Genomic DNA, 25044 nt, shown 5'->3' on the forward strand with positions numbered 1-25044 from the left:
ACTCCGCCCTGTCACAGATATGGGAGCAACTTGTCAACAAGTTGATCAAGCTGTTCATCCAGTGTACCGGTAAGTACCGATCTTCCCCCTCTGGTTTCCGGCGGGAAAACGTTGACAACCTTGGTGGGAGAACCCGGCAGGCCAATACAGGCGGCATCAGCGCCGATGTCTGCCGCACTGAGCCGGAGAATTTCGGCCTTTTTAGCCTTCATTTTCCCTTTGAGTGAAGGGACACGGGGTTCGTTGATATTTTTGACCACTGTCAGCAATGCCGGATAGTCCACGGCAACCACATCGTAACCGTCATCCATCATCCTTTCGACAATTAGCCCTTTATCACTGCTTTCTCTTACTTTCTGGACACAGGTGAGATAGGGTATATCAAGGCGAGTGGCCAAGCCCGGACCAACCTGGGCAGTGTCACCATCGATGGCCTGCTTGCCGCATAAGATAAGATCGAAGGCGCCTATTTTTTTTACCGCATGTTCAAGAGTATAGGATGTCGCCCAGGTATCAGCACCGGCAAAAGCTCTGTCCGAAACCAGAACCACGCTATCGGCTCCGCAACTGATCGCCAGCCGGAGAATTTCTTCCGCCTGCGGAGGACCCATCGTCACGACGATGACCTCGCCGCCATGTTTTTCTTTAAGACGAACGGCTTCTTCAAGGGCGTGCTGATCATACGGATTCATGATCGACTGCACCCCTTCTCTTGCGAGCGTATTAGTTACTGGATCAAGACGCACGTCACTTGCATCCGGAACCTGTTTAACACATACGATTATTTTCATGCACCAACCTGTAATAATAAAAATAGCAGTATCCGACTGCGCCGCAACCGCCCTGCAATCAGATTTTTTCCGCGTCTTTCGACATCTGCAAACAATTGCCTATGCGTCGATCTACTGCCGTAGGAAGAGAATCAAGAATATTCTTTGTTTAATTCCTGGCCGATTACATTGCGCTGGATCTGGTTCGTTCCCTCGTAAATCTGTAAGATTTTTGCATCTCTCATCATTTTTTCGGCAGGATATTCACACATGTACCCATAACCGCCCATGACCTGTACGGCATCGGTTGCGACCTTCATCGCCACATCGGTCGCATATGTCTTGCACATCGCCGATGCCTTCGACATATCCTTCGGATGCGCCTGAATATGTCTTGCCGCAGCGTAGACCAGAGCGCGAGCCGATTCGATACCTATCGCCATATCAGCCAGCATATGCTGCACCGCCTGGAATGCAATAATCGGTTTACCAAATTGTTGCCGCTGCTTGGCATACTTGACCGCCTCATCAAGCGCTCCCTGCGCCAGACCAACTCCGAGAGCGGCGATGCCAGGTCTTGACAGATCCAGAGTTTTCATAACGGTAATGAAACCGGTTCCGGCACGACCGATCAGCCGATCCTTTGGTATACGACAGTCCTTAAAAATGAGCTCCGTGGTCGAAGACGCCCTGATACCCATCTTCTTTTCCTTCGGACCACAGGAAAAACCCGGGTCTCCTTCTTCCACAACAAACAGAGATGCCCCACGCGGGCCGCGACTCCGGTCGGTAATTGCCACGACTGAGTAAATCTGCGCCTCCCCGCCGTTGGTGATCCACTGTTTCGTTCCATTCAGCACCCACTCGTCACCGTCAAGCACGGCTGTGGTCTGTATACCGGAGGCATCCGACCCGGCGTTTGCCTCGGTCAGACCGAAAGCCCCGAATTTTTTGCCGGTTGCCACATCAGGAAGATACTTCTGCTTCATCTCCTCAGAGCCAGCAATGATAATGGGGTAGACACCAAGAAAATTGGCGGCGAATGCAGTCCCTACGCCGATACATCCGCGCCCGAGTTGCTCAACGGTAATGGCAATGTCCAGACACCCCCCCCCAAAGCCACCATACTCCTCGGGAATCGGCACGCCAAAAAGATCGGCCTGGGCCATCTCATTGAGAATCTGTCGGGGAAATTGATGTTTTTCATCGAGTTCCGCGCGGATGGGTATTATGCGCTCGTCAGTGATCTGTCGGGTGATATCGACAATCATCTGCTGTTCTTCGGATAAGAAATAATCCATTCTCATATCTCCTGTTTACCACTTAATCAGGGTTGCTCCCCAGGTAAATCCACCACCGAAGGAACAAAACAAAATTGTGTCGCCTTGAGTAATTAAACCGCTGCTGTTAGCTTCATCAAGGGCAATTGGGATTGACGCAGCGGATGTATTACCATACTTGGAAACGTTTATAAATACTTTACTCTGCGGGAAATCAAGCCTATCAACCAGCTTAGCAAGAATTCGCATATTGGCCTGATGCGGAATGACAAGACTTATAGATTCTTTATCGATGTTCTCCTTGACGAGAAGCCTGGTGACGGCATCTTCCATGGCTCGGACCGCATGTTTAAAAACCTCCCGTCCCTCCATCTGGATATAAGCACCATTATTGCCTTTGACAATCAGGTCGGGGTTAGAGCTTTCGGGAGCATGCATATACAGCAGTTTCCACAAACTCCCATCGGAATGCATACTCGACCCAATAACTCCGCGGTCACTGTCAGAATAGCCGCAAACTGCGGCACCGGCGCCATCGCCAAAAAGGATACAGGTATTTCTGTCCTGCCAGTTCAGGCGACCGGAAAGGGTTTCTGCACCGATAACCAGAACTTTCATGTCATGATTGGCCCGGATATACTTATCAGCCAGATCCAGACCGTAAAGAAACCCGGAGCACGCCGCATTCAAGTCGAAAGCAAAGGCGTTGGTGGCACCAAGTTCTTTTTGCACATAACAGGCACTGGACGGCATGAGCATATGCGAACTGATCGTTCCGACAACAACAAGGTCAAGCTCCTCGGCTGACACACCTGCGGCCGCAAGCGCCTTCTCGGCAGCCTTGGTAGCCAGCTGATAGGTCTTTTCTCCCTTACCGCCGATGCGTCTCGTTTCGATGCCGGTTCTGGTCTGTATCCATTCAGCACTCGTATCGACCATCGATTCGAGTTCCACATTGGTAAGAACCTTTTTTGGTAAACATGAACCGGTCCCCAAGACAACAGTTCCCATTACGTCTCCAAATTTACGATGTTCTGTTCAACGAAATTGCTGGTGGCAAGACTTTCCAGAATATCCTTATTGATATTTCCCCGAGCCATTTTGGCAGCTTCAAGAATGGCATTTTTAATCGCGTGCGAACTGGACTTGCCATGACATATTATGCCTATACCATCAATACCAAGAAGTGGTGCCCCGCCATATTCCGCATAATCGACACGCTTTTTAAAAGATTTAAAGGCATTCCTTGCCAGCAGATAACCAATTTTAGCCCACATCGATTTGCAGATTTCATCACGCAGCATCTGCATGGCAGCCTCGGCAAGGCCCTCACTGACTTTCAGACAGACGTTGCCGACAAAACCGTCACAGACGATAACATCGACTTCGCCCTGAAAAACGTCACGGCCTTCGACATTGCCGATGAAATTCAGAGAGCTGTTTTCTAAAAGAGGATAGGTCTCTTTTATAAGGCTGTTACCCTTGCCGGTTTCCTCGCCAATCGACAAAAGGCCCACTCGGGGATTTTCCACGCCGGTAATACGGGAAAACGCCGAGGCCATTATGCCGAATTGAAAGAGATGCTGTGGCCGGCAATCAACATTTGCCCCTATATCCATCAGCACGACTGGTTTTTTAAGGGTCGGAAAAATCGACGCGATACCGGGGCGAGAAATCCCCTCCAATCGACCAAGTTTGCGGGAAGCTGCGGCTAACGTTGCGCCAGAATTACCAGCGCTTACGGCAGCATCAGCCTCTTTTCGGCGCACAAGATCGAAAGCAACCAGTATCGAGGCGTCTTTTTTCTTTCGAATCGCATCAACAGGATGTTCATTCATATCAATCACTTGCGATGAATGAACGATATTGATCAGCTTCGCTGTTTTGCTATCAGGAGCCAGAGTCTCGAGGTGTTTACTTAATATCCTCTCGTCTCCTACCAGAGTTACACGCAAATCCGTCTTTCTGACGGCAAGCAGAGCCCCGGCAATCAACTCCTCTGAGCCATAGTCTCCCCCCATGGCGTCCAGGGCTATTTGCACACTACTCTCCTATTCTACTGCAGTATCGAGTGAGTAAACAGTTCTCCCTTTATACTTGCCGCAACTGCCGCACAGACGATGCGGCTGCTTAGGCTCACCACAGTCTGCACAGAGGGAAAGCCCCGGTGCGGTCAAAAAATCATGGGACCGTCTTTTGCGGGTACGGGAATGGGAGTGTCTTCTTTTTGGTAAAGCCATTGTATCCTCCGAATCAGGTATGTTTCATACCGTTTTATTAATTTTATCAATCATTGGTGAGTTTTTGTAGAATAGCAAACGTCGACCCCACTTTATTAGAAGTACAACGACAAGCCTCACTATTCAGCACAACCCCACATCCTGCGCAGATACCTTTACAATCTTCACTACAGAGCGTCTTCAGCGGGAAAGCCAGGTAGGCCTGCTCCCGCAGAAGCTCATCTACATCAATTTCCGGTTCCTTGAGATAAAGAGTAACGGTATCTTCGTCACTACACTCAGTCTCACGTAATTCAGTGACCTGTTCTTCCCTGGTTGTAGCAAGATATTCAAACTCACAAGACACTGCTTCTTTGACCTGTTCACGACACCTGTCACAGACAGACAGGCGCTGTCCCTCCAGCGTCCCTTTCAGCTCTACTGTCTCGCTGTCTCGCCTGGAAACACGGATACGAGCGGTAGCGTTGAGGAGAGATACCTCATTTCCTGAGGGGAACCAGCTCGTGTCGCGTATCGTAAAGAGATGAGATTTGCCGGTGATTTCTTCAAAAAGCAGTATCATAAAAAACACGTTCTCGATCTGTCGTGAATCGAAAAATAAAAGAAAGGAAAAATAATCAATTTATTACGGATTGGAAAGGAAAAAACATCACAGCAAAGAAAATCAATCCACCGAAAGTGAAATAATCATGGAATATCAGACCATTGATACCACTAAAGCACCTTAAAAAAAATATTCAGCCGAGGCAGCTGTACCGTACATCTTATTTTCTTGTTTTTTTGTGCAGGGTACAATCTGACGAATACAATAAGTATCCCGGATCGTTGCTCGTTTTCCTCTCAGGGGCTAGAGCACATGAACCAGGCGCTCAGAATTTTTTTCCAATCGCAACGACACTCTTTTCAGCAACCATTTCAATAACTTGATTGCAAGAGCAGGATCATCGCCAACCAACTTCTCGAACGATTCATGGGACAGGGCAAGCAACTCGGAATCTTTCACCGCATTCAAGGTGGCGCCGCGACTGCTGCCACTAAGCAATCCCTTCTCACCAACAGGAGCGCCGGGGTCAAGCAGGGCAATAACTTGGGTCCTTTCCCCGAAACCCGTTTTATTTTGCACAGCCACCCTTCCAGACACAAGAAAATAAAGACACTCAGCAGGGTCTCCCTTCTTAAATAACTCGCTGCCGGCTCCAAAGGATACTTTCTCCATGACCGTCAGCAGGGTCTCTGTCTCGGCTTTTTCAAGAAACTTGAAGCAGCACTCCTGCAACGCAGCACTATATTCAATCATAAGCTGGCCTAACGCGCCCCAACGAGAAAAGAACGGTTTTTTTCCTGCAGCACCTTGACGAGTCCTTCATATTTCTGCGTGCGCAGTATGGATTTAAACTGCTCCTGATAGTTTCTAACCAGGCTGACCCCTTCAATGTTGATGTCGTAAACCATCCACCCGGAGTCAGTTTTTTTCATGATATAATACACGGGAATTTTTGCATTGCCGTTCTGAATAAGCGTCGTCACCTGCGCCCGGTCCTCTTTCACTATTTCGCCAACGAACTCAATAGTCTGCCCCGAATAGCCTTCGAGCTTACCAATATATACATTTTCCAGCAATTTGGTCATAAGGGTCGTAAAATTATCTTTTTCCTTGTCATCAATCTGCCGCCAGGTCGGTCCCAGCACGCGCTGCGACATCTCTCTAAAATCAAAGCCACGCTTGATAAGTGACATGATCTTTTCCCGTCGCTCGACCTTGTGCTCATCGCCCTTCAATTTCTGATCTCCCAACACGGCCATCAAATCGCCGAGAACAGGCTTAAGCGCTACAGTAGGGCTCGTCTCTGCCGCCCAAACCATGCCAACGGACAAACCACACAGAACAATAGACAGTAAAAGTATCTTTTTCATTTTATATCTCAGCAACTCAAAATTTTTTATAGGAGGTGGAAAACATTCTCTGTAATTATTAATTTGACTTCACGCTGCCAAAAGCGAATTTACTGATAAGCGATTCTATATCCACGGATGACTCGGTATCAACGATCATTTCCCCAGGCTGAAAAACATCTTCATCGCCCCCCAGGCCGAGCTGAATATATTTATCACCGATGATCCCCTGCGACTTAACAGAAGCCATCGAATCCTTTGGCACCTTGACACTGTTATCTATCTGCAGGGACAAAATCGCATAAGCGTCTTCACCAAGTGATACAGCGCTGACTTCCCCCACAACGACACCGGCTATCTGCACCGAAGCGCCCTTTTTCACTCCGGCGACATTATTAAATTGGGCTTTCAGAGTATATGTCTTGCCGGCGGTCAAAAAAGGAACCTCGCCCAACTGCAGAGCGAGATAACCAAAGGCGGCAAAGCCAATGAGTATAAACAGACCGACAACCATCTCTAAAGTATTATTTTTCGTCATTGAAAGTCTCACAAAAGCTTATGTTTTGAGATAAACGCCATCATTATTCCACCAGGTGACTCTGATAGATGTCTCCCATCGTTGTACGCACGAATTCCTGGATATACTCCTTCTCAGACCACTGGATTTTCTCAGGGCTGTCAAAAACATCCATCTTCCCATTGTTCAATATGATAACCTGATCGGCCAGATTAAATATTTTCGGAACATCATGGCTGACGATCACCGAAGTAAAGCCAAATTCAGCCTGAGTCCTGGCAAAGAGATGATATATATCATGACTCATGACCGGGTCGAGGCCGGTGGTCGGCTCATCATACAGCATGATCGACGGCTTGAGCTGCATGGCGCGGGCCAGGCCAACTCTTTTTTTCATACCGCCACTCAGTTGCGCCGGATATTTTTCTTCGTGCCCGGTAAGCTCGAACTGAGCGAGCGTCGCGGCGACCTGCTCCCCGATCTGCGTTTCACTTTTATCGGTCAGCTCTCTCAGCGGCAAAGCAACATTTTCAAAGACGCTCAGTGAATCGAAAAGTGCCGATCCCTGAAACAACACGCCGAATTGGGTACGGAGCTGCTCAAGCTCTGTCCCTCTGGCCCAGGTAACATTTTTATCATGGACAAAAATTTCCCCGGAATCAACCTGCATAAGTCCTAAAACAAGCTTCAGGGTAACGCTCTTTCCCTGACCACTTCCGCCGACAATGACCGTCGTTTTTCCGGCCGGAATTGAGAAATTCACCCCGTCGAGGACGTACTGTACACCGCCATCTCTTTTGGCAAAACTTTTTACCACATTTTTAAATTCAATAGCAGCTTTCATTTTAGTGCCTTACTCCAGAAAGTCCAAAAAACAAACATAACAAAGAGCAGATGTAGCATTCATACCTTAAGATACCACGAGGGCACTTGTCCCGGTATAGTCCCATTCCACTTCCCGGCGTTAGAGGAGCACCGCTGTCAGCAGATAATCGAAGACGAGAACGGAGATAGAGGAATATACCACAGCCTGAGTGGTAACCCGGCTGACACTTTCGGCCCCGAAGCCTGCGCCGCGTATTTCCCGGACAAAAAATCCCCGTCCTGAGCAGATCCAGACAACCAGCAAGCCAAAAACAAAGGATTTAATAATGCCCACCTTGAGATCATGATTGGTAACACTGGTCGTCATGCCTTCAATAAAACTCCCCGGGCTGACGCCCATCATTTTAACCCCAGCCAGGTAGCCGCCACCAATGCCGACCACATCAAAAACCGCCGTCAACAGGGGCATAGCAACAAGCATGGCAAGAAACTTCGGCGTAATAAAATATCGAAAAGGATCAATGGCCATGCAGTCCAAAGCATCAATCTGCTCGGAAATCCGCATTATGCCAATCTCAGCACACATGGCGGAACCGGCACGCCCGGCTACCATCAGAGCCGTCAGCACGGGCCCGAGCTCCAAAATGAGAGTCAGGGAGACAGCCGAGCCAAGCATCCCGTCTGCGCCAAATTTATTCAGCGAATAGTAGCCTTGAAGTCCCAGAACCATCCCGGTGGATAAGGCAGTAAAAAAAATCACCACCAAAGACCCCGCGCCGATAAAGTGAACCTGACGTAACAGCTCAATGAACCTGAATGGCCGCCTGAATGCTCCTCGGATCGATTTCAGAAAAAAAATCGCCATCTTCCCGAGATCGGTCAGTACATAAAGTCCGGTATCGCCGAGCCGTACGAGTGAATTACTTTTCATGAACTTTGCGTCCCTGATTATTCGAGGGGGATAAGTGCCTTGATCGTATATTCGAGATATTGATGCTCAAGGTACGCCCTTTTGTGTATTTTTTTTTGATGAAAGAATTTACTGAACAAGCCACTCACCCCGCAGAAACATTTTGCGGGTACTCTTTTTAGTACTCGCTTGACGGGTATTCTTTTCAATGCCCCTTGAACCAAGGGTGTCCGTCACAATTCCCCTTGGTCCCTTGCACCAAATCTCTAATCCCGCCCAGAAGCATTGCGGGATAAGTTCCTTCACGAAATAATTACCTGGTAAAAAACACCAGGTAATTATTTCTAAGTCACTAAAACACATCGGGCCGTAAGATATAAACAGACTGACAAGAAGTCAATGTCTAGAAAATAAGGCAAATCAATCCAGCCCCGTCAGACCCTGAGACAGAAACCATGCAATCCCACCATAATTTCCGGGAGAGTGTGGACCTCAGCTTTTTCTGGGATCGTATGTTTCCCGCAAGGCTTCACCGATAAAAATAAGCAAGATCAACATCCCAACAAGAACCGTAAATGCTGATAAGGAAAGCCACCACGCCTCGATATTGGCTTTTCCCTGGGCGAGCAGTTCCCCAAGACTGGGCGTGGAGGGCGGGACGCCAAGGCCGAGAAAGTCAAGGCTGGTCAAGGCCAGTATCGCCGCTGAGACCCGAAACGGAAGAAAGGTGATGACCGGCGTTAAACCATTGGGCAGGAGATGTCGCCACATAATAGTCACGTTTTTTACGCCCAGGGCCCTTGCCGCATTCACGTATTCAAGATTTCTGCCCCGCAGAAATTCTGCCCGGACATAATCGGACAAACCCATCCAGCTGAAAAGAGACAGCAAAATAAGCAGCAGCAGAATAGACGGTTGAAATATGGAGGCAAAAATTATCAGCAGATATAATTCCGGCATAGCGCCCCATATTTCTATGAATCGCTGCATCAAGAGATCTATCCGGCCGCCGAAGTAGCCCTGGATTGCCCCGGCGAAAATACCCACCAGGGTCCCGGTAAAGGTAAGCGCCAGGCCAAAGAGGATGCTCACCCGGAAACCGTAGATAATTCTGGCCAGGACGTCTCTGCCCCGGTCATCCGTACCAAGAAAATTGGCCATGGATGGAGGTGAGGGAACCGGACCGACAATCTCCTGATTGATAGTATTGTAACTGTTTTTATTGAGAGGAAAGAGCACGAAATTGCCCGGTTCCTGTAATTTTTTGCGAATAAACGGATCTCGATAATCAGTTTCCGTCTCAAAGTCGCCACCAAAAGTTACCTCCGGATACGACACGAAAATTGGAAAGTAAAATTTTCCGTCATATTTAACCAACAACGGCGAGTCATTGCTGATCACCTCGGCCAGTAAACTCATGCCAAACAATACGGCGAACAATACAAGACTGTAATATCCACGCCGGTTGCGTTTAAACCGTTGCCAGGTTCTGGCCCTGCGCTTTGCCAAGGCCTGTTTCAGTTGCCCCTCCGGATGTGCCCTATTCATCTAATCCCTCAAAACTGATACGGGGATCAACCAGCACATAACTCAGATCGGACAGCAAGCGGGAGATTAATCCAATCAGGGTGAAAAAATAAAGGGTGCCCAGGACTACCGGATAGTCTCGATTGACAACCGATTCATAGGCAAGCAGTCCCATGCCGTTTAATGAAAAAATAGTTTCAATGAGCAGACTGCCGGTAAAAAAAGACGCAACAAAATAACCGGGAAAACCGGTTATGATAGGAATGATCCCGTTTCTAAAGACATGCTTGTACAACACCTGATTCTCGGAAAGGCCCTTGGCCCGGGCAGTCAGTACATATTGTTTTCGAATCTCTTCCAGAAATGAGTTTTTAGTCAGCATGGTCATCACCGCCAGACTGCCGATAGCGGTTGCAGTAATTGGCAGCACCATATGCCAGAGATAATCAAGTACCTTCATGCCAAGACTCAATTCATGCCAGTTATCTGAAACCAGCCCCCGAAGCGGAAAGATAGACCAGAAACTGCCGCCGCCAAACAGGACAATCAACAAAACCCCCAGCACAAATCCGGGGATGGCGTAGCCGACAAGAATGACCGAAGAACTGATTATATCAAAGCGCGAGCCGTCGCTTACCGCCTTTTTAATTCCCAGCGGCACGCAGACCCCGTAGACAATCAAAAAACCCCATAGTCCAAGGGACATGGAGACGGGCATCCGGGACACGACCAGTTCAGCGACGCTTTGATGGTAGTAATAGGACGTACCAAAATCGAAAACCAGATAACTCCTCATCATTTTGACAAAACGTGTCACCGGCGGCTGATCGAATCCATAGAGTTTTTTCAGGCGGGTAATTTTCTCATCATCAAGCCCCGAATTGCCGCGATAGAGATTCGTGGAACCGGCTCGCACCTCCCCACTTCCGCCACTGATGCCCTCAATCTCACCGATCATTTTCTCTACCGGCCCCCCCGGAACAAACTGAGTAATGGTGAAGGTGATCACCATTACTCCGAACAGGGTCGGTATCATCAGCAGGATTCTTTTCAGGATATATACGATCATGTTATTCTCACAGGGACTTCTGCCTCAAGTCATATGACTTCCAACAATGTGATTACCACTAAAGTTCGGCTATATGGGGATATGATGTGCCCTTTGCAAGGGACGCGATAAACCTATCCCTGGGGGCTTGACCGCAGCCATCCAGGCTGCGGAACACCCGTGCAAAGGGCATCTCATATCCCTCTGGATCTTCTAAGCTGAGATTTAGTGGTAATCACATCCAACAATAAGAAAAAATAATACAAATAGACAGCATAAAAGAAGAATATTTCTTGTCTTTTATCAACCTTTATGTCTTTTTAGGAAAAGACTGTCAGAAAAATGCACAAGCTCCCCGGGGGAATTGCCCGGCATTATCATTTTCCCTCCTGCAGGCGCGGGGGCTTTTACCCTCATTCAATGATTGCCCTTCGCAAAAATCGAACAATCATTATTTAATTACTCATCAGAAAACGGCATGAACAAACGGACTCCCTTAATTGAAAGCGAAACAGAGCTGGAAAAATTGGTGCATCGGGCCAGAAAAACAGATGCCGTCGCCCTGGACACGGAATTTGTATGGGAACGAACCTATTACCCGCAACTCGGCCTGATCCAGATCGCATTATCCGACGAGGACTGCTCTCTTATTGACCCTATCGCTATAAAAAATTTACAGCCGCTGGGGCGACTTCTTTCCGACCGGGGGGTCATTAAAATTTTCCACGATGCACCGCAGGATCTGGCGATCCTTCAGCGGGCGACGGGAGCAACGCCCCAAAACATATTCGATACGCGATTAGCCGCCGGTTTTTCCAACCTGCCCGCCACTCTTTCCTTAGTGCACCTGGTGAAAGAGTTGCTCGATATAACTCTTTCCAAAGAGGAGACAAGGACGAATTGGCTGCAGCGGCCACTAACCGTTGACCAGGCACGATATGCCCTCGATGATGTTCGATATCTCAGGGCAGTGCGCGTGCTTCTGTTGACGCGAATCATTGGCCCAAAAATAAAATCCTGGCTCCAGGAAGAGCTGAACCTGCTCAACAATCCAGCCTGCTATTCCGGGCCGCCCGACAACGAGCGATATCTCAAAATCCGCGGCAACACCCATCTTGACCGACAGGGACTCGCCATTCTCCGGAACCTGACTACCTGGCGAGAGGGGGTAGCAAGAAAACTGGATCGGCCGCGCGGCCATGTGATTAAAGACACCGTTCTAGTTGAGATCGCCAGACTGAAACCGGTGACCCCCATTGATCTGAAACAACAAGCCGGACTGTCCGAAAAAGCCACTGCAAAATATGGTGAAACCCTGGCCGCAATTGTTGCAGCAACCTTGACACAACCGGAATCGACATACCCCGAGCCGCATCAAATTATACGACTGAGTAAAAACGACCACAGCAGTATGGAACAGCTGAACAACCTGATCGCCCTGAAATGTGAACTGCTGGGCATTGCCCCGGGACTTGTCGGCAATGTTTCCGAGCTCAAACGTCTGGTAAAAACACTTAACACCACGCAAAAGGAGGAGCCGGAGCAGTTACGCCAGACGGACGGCTGGCGTAAACATTTTCTTGAGGATTTTTTCAGACAGAACAGAAAAAAATGATTACTCATCTTGGCTAAAAGACTGCGATAAAAAACAGTCTGTCAAACATCATTTCTTTTTCTCAGGAGAAAAACATGCGAGCATTCCCACTCTTCAGATCTCTGTCTTCCTGCATGCTGGTGGTCAGCATCTTCTGTCTGTCGACACTCGCCGAAGCGACAGAACGCCCCGGCTATGCCGGATGGGAAAAAGGGTCTGCGTATAATGGACATTACAACTACAAAGAACGGGATTCCCTTAAGGGTAAAGTTCTGCAATTTATGGAAGTCAGCCCCCTGCCGGGTATGGACCCGGGCACGGCCTTGATACTGGAAGAAGGTGGCGAAAAAATTACAGTGCACCTCTGCCCTGCGGCATTCAGCAGCCCTGAGGAGACAGGTATTCGCAAGAATGTTTCAACCAAAGTGAGCGGAAGCTGGGCGGTTATCGATGGAAAAGACGTACTGATGGCCGCCAAAGTCAAACAGGGTGACAGCTTTGTATTTAAGGTCCGTTTGACCAAAGACGGTACACCTTTCTGGAGCTTGAGTCCGGAAGAGCTGGCAAGAGAAAAAGCTGCCGATTAAGACCACAGGAATCAACACAGCACCATCAGGGGGAAGGAGGAGTGACCGCCGAAGGGGTACAGGCTTGTGGATTTTCTCGACACAAAAATTGCAAATTCCTCTTCGCCACCTCGTTCCCCCCGCTGGCGGCAATTGTCCACCACCTGAAGGCCTGCCGCGGGTCTTTTTCAACCCCTACTCCCTTGGCGTAACAGTAGCCCAGTCTGCTCTGCGCAAGTACAAAGCCACGCTGCGCGGATTGCATCCACCAGGAAAAAGCCTTCTTCTCATCCTGTTCGACCCCTTCCCCCTTGGCCAGCATCCGCCCGATATTATATTGACCGAAAGGATCACCATTTTCGGCAGACTTCCGATACCAGTATGCAGCCCTGGCATCATTTTGCTCAACCCCGATCCCCTTGCTGTAACGCCAGGCTACAGTATTCTGGGCCAGAACATATTCCAGGACGGCAGCCTTTTCATACCATTCGAAAGCCTGGGTGCTCGACTGTTTTGTTCCTGACCCGTTATCGAACATCATCGCCAGATTATATTGAGCACTGGCAACCCCGGCCTCGGCAGCCTTCTTGGTCCAATAGAACGATTTCTGTGCATCTTGGGCCACCCCCTCGCCGAGATAGTACATATTGGCTACCTTGAGCTGCGCGTTCTGGTTGCCGTTCCTCGCTGCCAGGAGAAACCACTCAAATGCTATGGCTTTGTCAAGTTCAACCCCTTCACCGCGATAGTACATCCAGGCCAGATTGCTCTGGGCGACATCATCACCTTTTTCCGCAAGTTTACTGAGCCAGAAATAAGCTTTCTGTAAATCTTTCTCTGTGCCATCGCCAAAAGCATACATTTCGGCGATTCGCCTCTGCGCCTCGACCGATCCTTTTTCCGCGGCCGATAAAAACCGATTGAAGATTTCAGTCTTTTCCGGATCCTGATTATTTTCGGCATCTACCGGAGAATGCGGTGCAAGCGATGGCTCAGCGCCGGCTTCTGCTCTCACCGCCTGTTGTCGATCTGCCTGGGCGAAGCTTGTTTGACCCAACGCAGGGACAACCGTCGACAGCATGCCTGTCAAAACCAGAAATATCGTTTTTTTCTTCATAAATCGGTTAACGTTCCTTTCATGCATCGAGATGCCGAAGCGCAGCTGAAGTCCAGTCAGATTGTTAATTTATTGTAGTTGTTTCCAAGAGATGATAGGATATATTTTTCCAATTTCAACTTTTTTCTCCATCAAAGACCCCATCGAGTTACGCTGCTGCAGCAGCACCATACCCCGGAGGAGGAAACATGTTTGACAGCGATGAACCCTTGTGGGATAGAACTTTACGCCGCATTCGTCTCATCTGGCCTCTTGGCGACAACGCGGTGTTAAAAAACTCTGTCGACCCCAGTCTGCCTAAAAGTGATTTGCAGAAATTACGCCAGAGGATCAATGGCTGCCTTGAAAGCCGCGGCGGTGAAGTTTCCGCCAGGACAAGGGCCGCTGAGCTTGGCGAAGCCTATCTCATCCTAAACAGCGAGGGACGAAAACGCTTTCTCGAGCTCCTTGCCGGGGAATATGACGTCGATAACTTAGCGGTTGAAGAGATAATCAAACAGCGCCTGGAATGTACCGATAAAGAAGAGTGCAGAAAATTGAATCTCCAGCTGCGCAACCTTCTGGTCTCCCCCCGCACCAAACTCCTCCGGCAGTTTAATGAACTGCAGGAAGGGGTGAAATTTCTCGTCGACCTTCGCGCCGAACTCCTCCCAATTGCCAGAAACAACCCTGAACTGATACCGCTTGACCAGGATATCCACCGGCTGCTCTGCTCCTGGTTCGACGTTGGTTTTCTTGATCTCCAGCGTATAACCTGGAACACGCCGGCTGTACTGCTTGAAAAACTTATTGAATACGAAGCGGTACATGCCATTCAGTCCTGGCACGATCTGAAAAACAGATTACGCGCGGATCGGCGCTGCTATGCCTATTTTCATCCCCGCATGCCACAGGAGCCGCTTATCTTTGTTGAAGTTGCTCTGGTTAATGGCATCTCATCTAACATCCACGACCTGCTGAACCAGGACAAGCCGGCCATTGATCCCCAGAAGGCTGACACTGCTATTTTTTATTCAATATCCAACTGTCAGCAAGGCCTGGCCGGAGTCAGTTTCGGTAATTTTCTCATCAAGAATGTGGTTAAAGACCTGAGCATCAAGCTGCCGAACCTGAAAACATTTTCCACGCTGTCTCCTATTCCCGGTTTTCTTTACTATCTCAAAACATTCCGGGATGACTGGGACTTTACCGACAAAGAGAAAAAACTCCTCGGTGAGCCGACGGACGAAAAAGATCCAAAGGATCTCTTCATCGAAAGGGTCACAGCGATGAATGCCGAACAGCCTGTCGCCAAGGAGACACCACTCGGTCCAATTCTCCTGCGCCTCTGCGCCCGCTATCTGCTCACCGCCAAAAAAGGAGCGCAGGCATTCGACAGGGTGAGCCATTTCCACTTATCCAACGGCGCGCGGATCGAGCGAATCAACTGGGCAGCGGACCTCTCAGAGAAAGGCATCACTCAATCCGGCGGCATTATGGTCAATTATCTTTACAACCTCGCAACAATTGAGAAAAACCATGAAAACTATACGACCAGCGGAGAGATAGCCGCCTCCTCGCCGGTGACGAAAATAGCAAAAGCATAGCACAACATTCGCGGGGCCGAAGCCCCGCACGATAGGTGATTTTCTTAACCACAGTCGTACAGTCGCGCCCAGCAGCTCTCGGTTCATGTGTCGCAGGGGATCAACCGCCAGGAACGATGGACAGCCAGATCAGATTTGCCGCTTAAGGTTGTACACTAGGCAACTGATTGAGATACCATTCCATGGGATCGATCAGTTCAAAACCGGCACTGAGCAGCTTCTTTTTTACGTTGATAACATTATTGGTCAGCAGATAAGGGAAGATCGCCCGCTTGTCCTTGTCCCAGACTCTGGCCACCAATACACTGCCGAGAGAAATATTCTCTTCAGTTATAATATCAACAATTTTCTTCATCTGCCCCCGCTTCTCTTTGACGAGGATACACAACAGACTGCCTGGCTCGTCGATATTCATGATGTTGACAAACGCCGAAAGCAGATCCCGTGTTGATAAAATTCCCTTCAGGTATCCCTCTTCGTCGATAACCGGCAAGGCACCGACCTTCTTTTTCTGCATGACCAGCAGAGTATCCTGCAGGGTGTAATAGGCATAAATAGTCATCGGGTTTCGGGTCATTATGTCACCGACAAGATGATTGCCTATCTTCCCCCGGGTGATCTCATAATCGGGTTTTTTCAACAAAGTTGACGGCATAGCATCACGCATATCCCGGTCAGAAACGATACCGATAAGCTTTCCTGCCCCGTCAATGACCGGCAAATGGCGGATGTTTTTTTCCACCATCAATTTTTTTGCCTCAAAAATCGTCATTTCAGGACCAGCAGTAATGAGGTTTTTTGACATTCTATCGCCTACAAACATAATACCTCCAGAAATTGGTCTTTATCTCAGTAATTGATGCGCCTTGATGTACGTTCTCTACCTGATTGCCGCCAGTATTTTAATGTGATTTTCAACCAATATCGGTAACACGTCCAGATTATAGCCACCCTCAAGAACCGAGACAACCCGACCATTGGTAAATCGATTAGCCAGATTCATTATTACTTCAGAAACAAAATCATAGCCATCGGTTGACAGGTTGACACCAGACATCAGATCGCTCTCGTGGGCATCAAACCCGGCTGAAAGAATGATGAATTCCGGGTTGAACTGTTTAACAGCCGGGACAAGGTCCTGCATGATCAGACGGCGATAGTCCTCATCGCCTCTTCCCGGCAGTACCGGTGAGTTGACGGTACAGCCATCGCCCTCGCCAATACCGACCTCAAATTCTCTACCGGTTCCCGGATAGGCAAAAGAGGGGTGTTCATGAATGGAATAGTACAACACAGTGGGATCCCGATCAAAGATATGCTGGGTGCCATTGCCATGGTGCACGTCAAAGTCGATAATAGCAACCCGCTTAAGATTGTATTCACTCTGCACATATCTGGCACCAATCGCCACATTATTAAAATAACAAAACCCCATGGGCTTATCGACTTCTGCATGATGGCCGGGCGGACGGACGGCACAAAAGGCATTGTCGATTTCACCTTTCATCACCATATCGATGGCCTTCAACACTCCACCGACAGCCAGAAAAGCAGCATCATACGTGTCTCGACAAATGGCGTTGTCCGGGTGCTCAAATTCATGCAGCCCGGAGATGCAGGCCTCATCGAAGCGCATGATATAATGAATATTGTGAACAGTCTCGATCCATCTCTGATTCGCTTTTTCCGCCGGTATGAGGGTAAGTTTTTCCCATAAACCCGTCTCAACGAGTCTCTTGCGGATCGCTTTCAAACGTTCAGGTGATTCAGGATGAAACCCGCCCGTATCGTGCAACAAAAATCTATCGTCGTACACCAAACCAGTTCTTTTCATAAAGTCGTCCTGTTTCTAAATGAGCATTTTGCGATGTCATATGTGCCGGACACTCGATTTTAAAACAACTTTTAGTAGCTTGAGACAGATCTTACTGCCGTATTACACAATCAGGAATCCATCCTGACGATAATCCTGCCGGTCTGCCCACCCTTCAGGATCAATTCAATTTCTCCATCCAGTTCCTCCAGTGAAACTTCACGGCAGAGCTTAGCCAAAACGGTCGGTTTCCAGTCGGTGGCCAGATGCTGCCACACTTTTTTTCGTCGCTCCATCGGACAGTTCTGGGAATCGATACCAAGCAGGGACACCCCACGCAGGATAAACGGAAAAACATTTAAGGGAAGCTCCGGCGACGCTACATTGCCACAGCAGGTGACAACTCCCCGGAGATCCGTACTTTTAATGGCCGATACCAAAATATCGCCGCCGACAGTATCTATCACTCCTGCCCAGATTCCTTTTAAAAGCGGACGCTCACTCCCTGCCGTCGCCTCGGCCCTGGAAAGAATTTTCCGGGCGCCAAGGCCGGTGAGAAACGGCACGGCCTCAGCTTTTCCGGAGACTGCCGAAACGGAATAGCCTAGTCCGGCAAGAAGAGCGACCGCAAGACTGCCAACACCGCCTGTGGCTCCGGTAACCAGAATATCCCCTCTATCGGCCGGCACACAGTGTGTTAAGGCCATGACCGACATGCCGGCGGTAAAACCAGCTGTACCGAAAATCATGCTCTCCCGGAGATCCAGTCCAGTGGGCAGGGGCACAACCCAGGCAGCCGGCACCCGGATATATTGGCCAAAACCGCCAGCGGTGTTCATGCCGAGATCATAACTGGTAACAATTACCTTGTCTCCCGGACTGAATGCTTCATTGCGACTCTCTTCAACGACTCCCGCCGCATCGATGCCGGGGGTATGGGGATATTTTCTGGTCACACCCCGGTTACCGCTGGCCGACAGAGCGTCTTTGTAGTTAAGAGAAGACCACATCACCTTTATCAGAACTTCGCCATCCGGCAACTGATCAATCGTCTTCTGCTGAATTGACCGGGAGAACTGCTTTTCGCCGGCTTCTTCAACCACCATTGCCCTAAACGTTTTGACATTCATAACATGCGACCTCTTCCTGAATTTGCACAACATCCCTGATGTCCATTCGATCATTCCACTTCAAAAAGCAACGCAGCGAGCATTGCATTTTTTTGTATTGATCTGCGTCCATCCGTTTTGATACACTCGTGAAATGCGAGTTTTCACTCACCTCTCCTCTTCTCAGGATGTGCCAAAATGACAGAACAATTGTAATTGAAGGGCACTTCCTGTCCTCGCATGAAGTCGCAAATGTATCATTTCTACGATATATCAGCTTTGAACTATAGCCGAGGAGACAGTTTGAGAATAGTAATTTTTTCTTAAAATTCCAAACAGGCAAGCCTCGCCGTATTTCCTGGCCCAGGCACTGTGTGATTGCAATCCTTTGACCCGAAAGTAATCTTTCACCAGTGCGCGAAGGCAAACCGAAGGGGATGGCAGGAGCAGGTTCCACTTCTGCGGTACGCCTCGAATATGTTGTCTTGCGGTGATAGAGTGGTGCACGTCAGACGGAATCTTCATTCTCCCTTTGATATCATTTTCCCTTGACAAACAAATTCAATATACATTAAAAGAAAGCGTAACATCGTTACTCCAAATCCAGACAATTATTCACATTTATATATTTTTACCTATTAATATTAGAAAGTTAAATAAAAAAAACATTTTTTCAATCAACCCGTAAACGCTCATCTGGAAACTCTCGTTTCCATCGTAATTTTTTTTATTTATGTATTTTTTTGAATATCTTACCAGTAAAAAATCAACAAGAACCATATCCCCATGAGAACAAGCAAGTAACAATGTTAGATGAACTTAACCCGGAAGTACGGGAGCGACTGGAAAAAGCAGTGATGGAAATTTTCTCCACTGCCGATTTCCACAAAGCCAGCATACGCGTCATTGCCGAAAAAGCAGGTGTGAGCTTTACCACCATTTACAAACATTATGGCAGTAAAGAACGACTTCTGTTCGCTTTTGTTAATATCTGGATGAGCGAACTCACCGAACGTATTGCCGATCACCTGAACGGCATTGAAGACCTGAAGGAAAAACTGAGGAAAGTATTTTGGCTGCACCTGGATTATTACGAAAGAAATGAAAAACTTGGCCGCATTCTCTTCATGACCCTGCCAATGCAGACCTGGATGACAGATGAATCTTTTGATCAGAAAAAGAGGGTGAACCTTATAATAGAAGTACTGAAAAAGGGGCAGCAGCAGGGAATAATCAACCCGAACATCCGGGCTGGCTCACTTCTCGACTTTATGCTGGGATTCATCCAGCGCCTCTTTTTCATGTGGATAATTCGCGGCAAGCAGGAAAGCCTGGTCGAGAATGCCCACAACCTCTTCGAAATGGTCTGGCAAGGCATGGCCAACCCTGCCATAGTCAGATACATTAAACCAACGGATATACCAAAAAACCAGAAACAGTAGCCAACAGTCATTGTCCAGCCCTGGCAACGGATAAAGGCTGGCGATAGAGACAAACCCAGATCAAGGAGCACAGAACATGTCTTTGGATAAAAGAACACTCTTGCTGAATAAAAAGAAAAAAATAGCTCTAGGAGGAGGGGAAGCACGAATAAAAAAGCAACATGCCAGTGGTAAAATGAGCGCAAGAGAACGCCTCCTTCACCTCTTTGACCAGGGTACATTCATTGAACTGGACGCCTTTGTTAAAAACCGATGTACGAGATTCGGCATGGACAAACTCGATTTTGAAGGAGAATCCGTGGTCACCGGATATGGACAGATCGAAGGCAGAGTAGTCTTCGCGTTCTCCCAGGATTTCACCATTACCGGAGGTGCCTTAGGTGAGATGCATGCCCGAAAAATAGTCAAGGCCATGGATGGCGCAGCCAAGGTTGGTGCACCTATTGTCGGGCTGAACGATTCGGGAGGCGCCAGAATTCAGGAGGCGGTCGATGCCCTGTCCGGGTACGGCGATATCTTTTACCGAAATGCCATATACTCCGGAGTCATCCCCCAGATCTCTGCCGTTATGGGTCCCTGTGCCGGCGGAGCAGTATATTCCCCGGCACTTACCGATTTTATCTTCATGGTCGACAAGACTTCACAGATGTTCATCACCGGCCCGCAAGTAATTAAAACGGTAACCGGAGAAATCGTATCTGCCGAAGAACTCGGTGGAGCGATGACCCACAACAGCGTCAGCGGCAATGTCCACTTCATGGCCGATTCCGAGCAACAGTGCCTTGCCGACATCAGGAAACTGATCCAGTATCTCCCCTCAAACAGCATGGAGAAGAGCCCTGTCAAAGCCTCAGGCAACGATATCAACAGACAAATCGAGGAACTGGACGACCTGATCCCGGAAAATCCCAACAAACCCTACAATATACTTGATGTAATTCACCCAATCATTGATGATGGGGAGTTCATGCAGTACCAACCCTACTTTGCCACCAACCTTATAACCGGATTTGCCCGGATCAACGGCAAATCGATCGGCATTATCGCCAACCAGCCCAATGTCATGGCCGGCTGTCTCGACATGAACGCCGGTGACAAAGCATCCAGATTTATCAGAACCTGCGATGCTTTCAATATTCCTCTGCTGACCTTCGTCGACGTTCCCGGTTTCCTCCCGGGTACGACCCAGGAATATGGCGGCATTATTCGCCACGGGGCCAAAATTCTGTATGCCTACAGCGAGGCCACCGTCCCCAAAGTCACCCTTATTACCCGTAAAGCTTACGGCGGAGCATACGTTGCCATGTGCTCTAAATCCCTCGGGGCCGATATGGTGTTCGCCTGGCCATCAGCCGAGGTTGCGGTGATGGGTTCGGAGGGTGCGGTGAACATCATATTTAAAAACGATATCGCGCAGGCGGAGGATAAAGTCGCAACCAAGCAAAAGATTCTCGAAGAGTATTCCGCCGAGTTTGCCACCCCCTACAAGGCTGCGGAACGAGGGTTCGTTGACGATGTTATCGAACCGCGCACCTCACGCCAGAGAATTATCGATGCCTTCAATATGCTCGAAGGAAAACGGGAAAAACGTCCTGCAAAAAAACACGGCAACATACCACTTTAACAGGAGAAAACGATTATGACCGTTACTGAATTACTGGCGAGCTTTGCCAATCCCGACACCATGCACGCCCTGTCTATCACGGACAAGCTTCTGGCAGGCCTGATAACGACCGTACTCGGCATGGGCATCACCTTTGCAGCACTCATTATCTTGCAGTTCATCATTGCATGGATGGACAAAATTCTCAACAGGCAGGAAGCGGAAGCAATACCGGCGACAGCAACCGTACCCACAACGACAAAATTGCCTGCTACGCAACCGGAACACGCTCCGGACGACAAGGAACTGGTGGCGGTAATCGCCAGTGTTATTGCCATGAAAATGAAAACGTCGGTTGACAACATTGTCATAAAAAACATCGTCAAACTCGAGGATGTCTCCCCGGCCTGGAACCGGGCCGGAATTCTTGAGCAGATGAACAGCAGATTTTAAATAAAAACCGGAGGTCAAGCATATGAAAATGTTCAGAGTTGTCGTCAACGGGAGTGAATACAAAGTAGGCATTGAAGAACTGAAGGAAGAACATACACCCCAGCCAGTGCAGCCCAAAAGCGCACCCCCCGCCAGGCAGACTGAGCCGCCCCCCGCACCAAAACCGCAACAAAAAGCTCAGCCGGCATCAGGGGGCACCGATGCAGCGTCTGCAGGCGGGACCATTGTCGCGCCGATGCCGGGAACTGTGCTGCAAGTTGCAGTCGGCATCGGCGACACGGTGACAAAAGGCCAAACTCTGCTTGTCCTTGAAGCCATGAAAATGGAAAACGAAATCATGGCCCCGGCCGACGGTATCGTCAAAGAACTCAATGTAACTCAGGGCGTATCGGTCAACGCCGGCGACATCCTGGTTGTTCTGTCACTTTAAAGGGAGATACCTACCATGCTGGAAGCACTTCTCGACTTCGCCAAAAGCACCGGATTCTACGGCCTGACAATAGGGGCGATACTTATGGTCGGTATAGCCTGCATTTTATTGTATCTGGCAATTGTAAAAAAGTTCGAACCTCTGCTCCTCGTGCCAATTGCCTTTGGCGTTTTACTGACCAATCTCCCCTTCGCTGACCTAATGGCCGAGCCGGTGATGGAAATTAAAGAAAACGTCATCCACACCATTCAACCCGGCGGCCTGCTCTATTATCTGTTCCAGGGCGATCACCTGGGGATTTTCCCTCCCCTTATCTTCATGGGTGTCGGAGCAATGACCGACTTTGGACCGCTTATCGCCAATCCCAAATCACTCCTGCTCGGCGCGGCGGCTCAGTTCGGCATTTTCATCACCTTTATCGGCGCCATTGCCTCCGGCCTCTTTACCGCACAGGAAGCTGCTTCTATCGGGATAATCGGCGGAGCCGACGGTCCTACCGCTATTTTTCTGTCCTCGAAGCTGGCCCCGCACCTGCTTGGACCCATCGCCATCGCCGCCTACTCCTATATGGCGCTGGTGCCGATAATCCAGCCGCCAATTATGCGTTTGCTGACCACGCAAAAAGAACGGGTCATCAGAATGACGCAATTACGCGATGTGACCAAAAGAGAAAAAATTCTCTTCCCGATTATCGTCACCATAGTGGTGTCACTGATGGTGCCTCCGGCGGCAACCCTTATTGGCATGCTGATGCTCGGCAACCTGTTCCGGGAATCGGGTGTTGTCGGTAGACTGGAAGATACCGCCAAAAACGCACTTATCAATATCATCACCATCTTTCTGGGAGTAACAGTTGGCGCAACAGCTACTGCCGAGCAATTCTTAAAAATTGAGACCCTTGCCATTCTCACCCTTGGGGTAACCGCTTTTGCAATAGGCACAGCCTCCGGCGTTCTCCTTGCCAAACTGATGAATAAACTTATGAACGTGCGCATCAACCCGCTGATCGGTTCGGCCGGTGTTTCCGCGGTACCTATGGCGGCAAGGGTATCTCAGGTCGTCGGCCAGAAAGCTGATCCGGGCAATTTTCTTCTCATGCATGCCATGGGACCTAACGTTGCCGGCGTCATAGGCTCAGCCGTTTCTGCCGGAGTATTGTTATCGTTATTCGGCAACTAGGACCTCGCAGATTATTTTCTTATCTTTATAAGAAAATAATCTGTTGCCTGCTCTGCAACTTTTTCTCAAGGGCGTATCAATACTCCCTGCCGTTATCTTACTTACCCGACAACATCCCGAGGCAGAATCTCGGTCGAGGCGTGCGGTAGCGCACCATCGACGTCGCATTGATTCGCCTGAATGCCCTCTCACTCGTCACCGCAAATGAAAAATAGCAGGAACAATTACAGCTTTTTGCTTGTAAAGTTTTCCGCAATACATTACAACACAAGTGTAACAATGTTATCCGCCTGATCTGTTTGACTTGGAATAGCATATTTTTTATACGGCAATTCGGCGAATTAACTTTTTCAAAGAGCAATAACGACACTACATCGTCAACATTCAGGCTGGCTCCCAAAAGGGGTGATAGGCGGATTTTTTTTTCACGATAAGAACAAAGTTTTTTAACTCATAAACCAATAGTCAGATATGCCAGATGAACTGAACGGCGATATACACAGGCGGCTCGAAAAAGCGGTTCTGGAGGTTTTTTCCAACTCCGACTTTCACCGTGCATCCATTCGCGATATTGCCAACAAGGCTGGAGTCAGCTTTACCACAATATACAAGCACTACGGAAGCAAAGAGCGGTTAGTTTTCGCATTTGTTGATATCTGGATGGGCAAACTGACGGATCGAATTGTTGACCACCTGCAGGGCATTGAAAGTATGAAAGAAAAGCTGCGCAAAGTTTTTTGGTTGCAGCTCGACTACTATGAACGCCATGAAGGATTAGGCAGAATTGTCTTTATGACCCTGCCGATGAAAACCTGGATGGCCGATGAGACTTTTGACCAGCCCAGAATGATGTCACTTATGATAGATGTTCTGCGCCAGGGACAAAAGGAAGGCATCCTCAACCCACATGTTCGCGCCGGTACCCTGCTCGATTTTCTTATGGGTTTTGTGCAGCGCAGCTTCTTTATGTGGATTCTCCGGGGCAAAACCGGCTCACTCTCCGAACAGGCAAACATAATGTTCGAAATGGTCTGGCAGGGCATGAAAAATCACCCGCAACAACTAAACCAGGGGTCCACCCCTGAGGATTGATATACTTGAGTTACGGTCACAAAAGGCAGACGCGATAGACAAATTTTACT

26 protein-coding genes are annotated in these 25044 nt (G+C 48.9%); 9 read left to right on the forward strand and 17 right to left on the reverse strand.

Annotated elements, in window-relative coordinates:
* Window positions 1-11 precede the first annotated feature (11 nt).
* From FCL47_RS01055 to FCL47_RS01115, 13 genes are all read right to left on the reverse strand, one after another.
* On the reverse strand, window positions 12-791 hold the full coding sequence (locus FCL47_RS01055) for an electron transfer flavoprotein subunit beta/FixA family protein (protein ID WP_136811599.1): 780 nt from the start codon (window positions 789-791) through the stop codon (window positions 12-14).
* A gap of 131 nt (window positions 792-922) precedes the next feature.
* On the reverse strand, window positions 923-2071 hold the full coding sequence (locus tag FCL47_RS01060) for an acyl-CoA dehydrogenase family protein (protein ID WP_136811600.1): 1149 nt from the start codon (window positions 2069-2071) through the stop codon (window positions 923-925).
* A gap of 15 nt (window positions 2072-2086) precedes the next feature.
* A complete protein-coding gene (locus tag FCL47_RS01065) occupies window positions 2087-3061 on the reverse strand; it encodes a beta-ketoacyl-ACP synthase III (protein WP_136811601.1) in 975 nt (324 codons plus the stop codon).
* Complete coding sequence (gene plsX / locus FCL47_RS01070) at window positions 3061-4092, reverse strand: phosphate acyltransferase PlsX (RefSeq protein ID WP_136811602.1); 1032 nt, start codon at window positions 4090-4092, stop codon at window positions 3061-3063. The genes FCL47_RS01065 and plsX overlap by 1 nt, the downstream gene beginning before the upstream one ends.
* Window positions 4093-4101: 9 nt before the next feature.
* On the reverse strand, window positions 4102-4290 hold the full coding sequence (rpmF, locus tag FCL47_RS01075; protein WP_136811603.1) for a 50S ribosomal protein L32: 189 nt from the start codon (window positions 4288-4290) through the stop codon (window positions 4102-4104).
* 46 nt (window positions 4291-4336) lie between these two features.
* Window positions 4337-4852, reverse strand: a complete 516-nt coding sequence (locus FCL47_RS01080; protein ID WP_136811604.1) for a DUF177 domain-containing protein — start codon at window positions 4850-4852, stop codon at window positions 4337-4339.
* Window positions 4853-5137: 285 nt separating this feature from the next.
* The gene (locus FCL47_RS01085; protein ID WP_136811605.1) at window positions 5138-5587 is read right to left on the reverse strand and encodes a cyclic nucleotide-binding domain-containing protein; all 450 of its coding nucleotides are present in this window, start codon (window positions 5585-5587) and stop codon (window positions 5138-5140) included.
* Window positions 5588-5595: 8 nt separating this feature from the next.
* Complete coding sequence (locus tag FCL47_RS01090; protein WP_136811606.1) at window positions 5596-6204, reverse strand: phospholipid-binding protein MlaC; 609 nt, start codon at window positions 6202-6204, stop codon at window positions 5596-5598.
* Between the two features lie 58 nt (window positions 6205-6262).
* On the reverse strand, window positions 6263-6721 hold the full coding sequence (gene mlaD, locus FCL47_RS01095; protein WP_136811607.1) for an outer membrane lipid asymmetry maintenance protein MlaD: 459 nt from the start codon (window positions 6719-6721) through the stop codon (window positions 6263-6265).
* 43 nt (window positions 6722-6764) lie between these two features.
* Window positions 6765-7544, reverse strand: coding sequence for an ABC transporter ATP-binding protein (locus tag FCL47_RS01100; RefSeq protein ID WP_136811608.1), 780 nt, complete (start codon window positions 7542-7544; stop codon window positions 6765-6767).
* Between the two features lie 120 nt (window positions 7545-7664).
* Window positions 7665-8456: an ABC transporter permease gene (locus FCL47_RS01105; RefSeq protein ID WP_136811609.1), complete on the reverse strand. Its 792-nt coding sequence runs from the start codon at window positions 8454-8456 to the stop codon at window positions 7665-7667.
* Between the two features lie 471 nt (window positions 8457-8927).
* Window positions 8928-9983 (reverse strand): ABC transporter permease, encoded by a 1056-nt coding sequence (locus FCL47_RS01110; protein WP_136811610.1) that lies wholly within the window; start codon window positions 9981-9983, stop codon window positions 8928-8930.
* Complete coding sequence (locus FCL47_RS01115) at window positions 9976-11031, reverse strand: microcin C ABC transporter permease YejB (protein ID WP_136811611.1); 1056 nt, start codon at window positions 11029-11031, stop codon at window positions 9976-9978. Before FCL47_RS01115 ends, FCL47_RS01110 begins: the two co-directional genes overlap by 8 nt.
* Before the next feature lie 457 nt (window positions 11032-11488).
* Here FCL47_RS01115 and rnd point away from each other — a divergent pair, with 457 nt between their 5' ends.
* Both rnd and FCL47_RS01125 read left to right on the forward strand, forming a co-directional pair.
* Window positions 11489-12625 carry a ribonuclease D gene (gene rnd / locus FCL47_RS01120; RefSeq protein ID WP_136811612.1) on the forward strand — a complete coding sequence of 379 codons (1137 nt, stop codon included), beginning with the start codon at window positions 11489-11491 and terminating at the stop codon, window positions 12623-12625.
* Between the two features lie 74 nt (window positions 12626-12699).
* A complete protein-coding gene (locus FCL47_RS01125; protein ID WP_136811613.1) occupies window positions 12700-13191 on the forward strand; it encodes a hypothetical protein in 492 nt (163 codons plus the stop codon).
* 25 nt (window positions 13192-13216) lie between these two features.
* Here the strand turns inward: FCL47_RS01125 and FCL47_RS01130 are convergent, their stop codons facing one another.
* Complete coding sequence (locus FCL47_RS01130; protein ID WP_167496313.1) at window positions 13217-14287, reverse strand: tetratricopeptide repeat protein; 1071 nt, start codon at window positions 14285-14287, stop codon at window positions 13217-13219.
* 188 nt (window positions 14288-14475) lie between these two features.
* Here FCL47_RS01130 and FCL47_RS01135 point away from each other — a divergent pair, with 188 nt between their 5' ends.
* Window positions 14476-15873, forward strand: coding sequence for a malonyl-CoA decarboxylase (locus FCL47_RS01135; protein WP_136811615.1), 1398 nt, complete (start codon window positions 14476-14478; stop codon window positions 15871-15873).
* 142 nt (window positions 15874-16015) lie between these two features.
* Here FCL47_RS01135 and FCL47_RS01140 read toward each other — a convergent pair whose 3' ends face one another.
* The 3 genes from FCL47_RS01140 to FCL47_RS01150 all read right to left on the reverse strand — a co-directional run bounded on the left by FCL47_RS01140 (window position 16016) and on the right by FCL47_RS01150 (window position 18816).
* Entirely contained in the window at window positions 16016-16678 is a 663-nt protein-coding gene (locus FCL47_RS01140; protein WP_240744092.1) for a CBS and ACT domain-containing protein, read from the reverse strand.
* A 75-nt stretch (window positions 16679-16753) separates the two neighbouring features.
* Window positions 16754-17707, reverse strand: coding sequence for a histone deacetylase (locus tag FCL47_RS01145; RefSeq protein ID WP_136811617.1), 954 nt, complete (start codon window positions 17705-17707; stop codon window positions 16754-16756).
* A gap of 110 nt (window positions 17708-17817) precedes the next feature.
* Complete coding sequence (locus tag FCL47_RS01150; RefSeq protein WP_136811618.1) at window positions 17818-18816, reverse strand: YhdH/YhfP family quinone oxidoreductase; 999 nt, start codon at window positions 18814-18816, stop codon at window positions 17818-17820.
* 785 nt (window positions 18817-19601) lie between these two features.
* Here FCL47_RS01150 and FCL47_RS01155 point away from each other — a divergent pair.
* From FCL47_RS01155 to FCL47_RS01180, 6 genes are all read left to right on the forward strand, one after another.
* Complete coding sequence (locus FCL47_RS01155; protein ID WP_136811619.1) at window positions 19602-20237, forward strand: TetR/AcrR family transcriptional regulator; 636 nt, start codon at window positions 19602-19604, stop codon at window positions 20235-20237.
* 76 nt (window positions 20238-20313) lie between these two features.
* A complete protein-coding gene (locus FCL47_RS01160; protein WP_136811620.1) occupies window positions 20314-21861 on the forward strand; it encodes an acyl-CoA carboxylase subunit beta in 1548 nt (515 codons plus the stop codon).
* A 15-nt stretch (window positions 21862-21876) separates the two neighbouring features.
* Complete coding sequence (locus tag FCL47_RS01165; protein ID WP_136811621.1) at window positions 21877-22293, forward strand: OadG family protein; 417 nt, start codon at window positions 21877-21879, stop codon at window positions 22291-22293.
* A gap of 22 nt (window positions 22294-22315) precedes the next feature.
* Window positions 22316-22723: a biotin/lipoyl-containing protein gene (locus FCL47_RS01170; RefSeq protein WP_136811622.1), complete on the forward strand. Its 408-nt coding sequence runs from the start codon at window positions 22316-22318 to the stop codon at window positions 22721-22723.
* Between the two features lie 15 nt (window positions 22724-22738).
* Window positions 22739-23902: a sodium ion-translocating decarboxylase subunit beta gene (locus FCL47_RS01175; RefSeq protein ID WP_136811623.1), complete on the forward strand. Its 1164-nt coding sequence runs from the start codon at window positions 22739-22741 to the stop codon at window positions 23900-23902.
* A 471-nt stretch (window positions 23903-24373) separates the two neighbouring features.
* Window positions 24374-24994 (forward strand): TetR/AcrR family transcriptional regulator, encoded by a 621-nt coding sequence (locus tag FCL47_RS01180; RefSeq protein ID WP_136811624.1) that lies wholly within the window; start codon window positions 24374-24376, stop codon window positions 24992-24994.
* Window positions 24995-25044 lie beyond the last annotated feature (50 nt).

Source organism: Desulfopila sp. IMCC35006, assembly GCF_005116645.1.
Classification (GTDB): Bacteria; Desulfobacterota; Desulfobulbia; order Desulfobulbales; family Desulfocapsaceae; genus Desulforhopalus_A.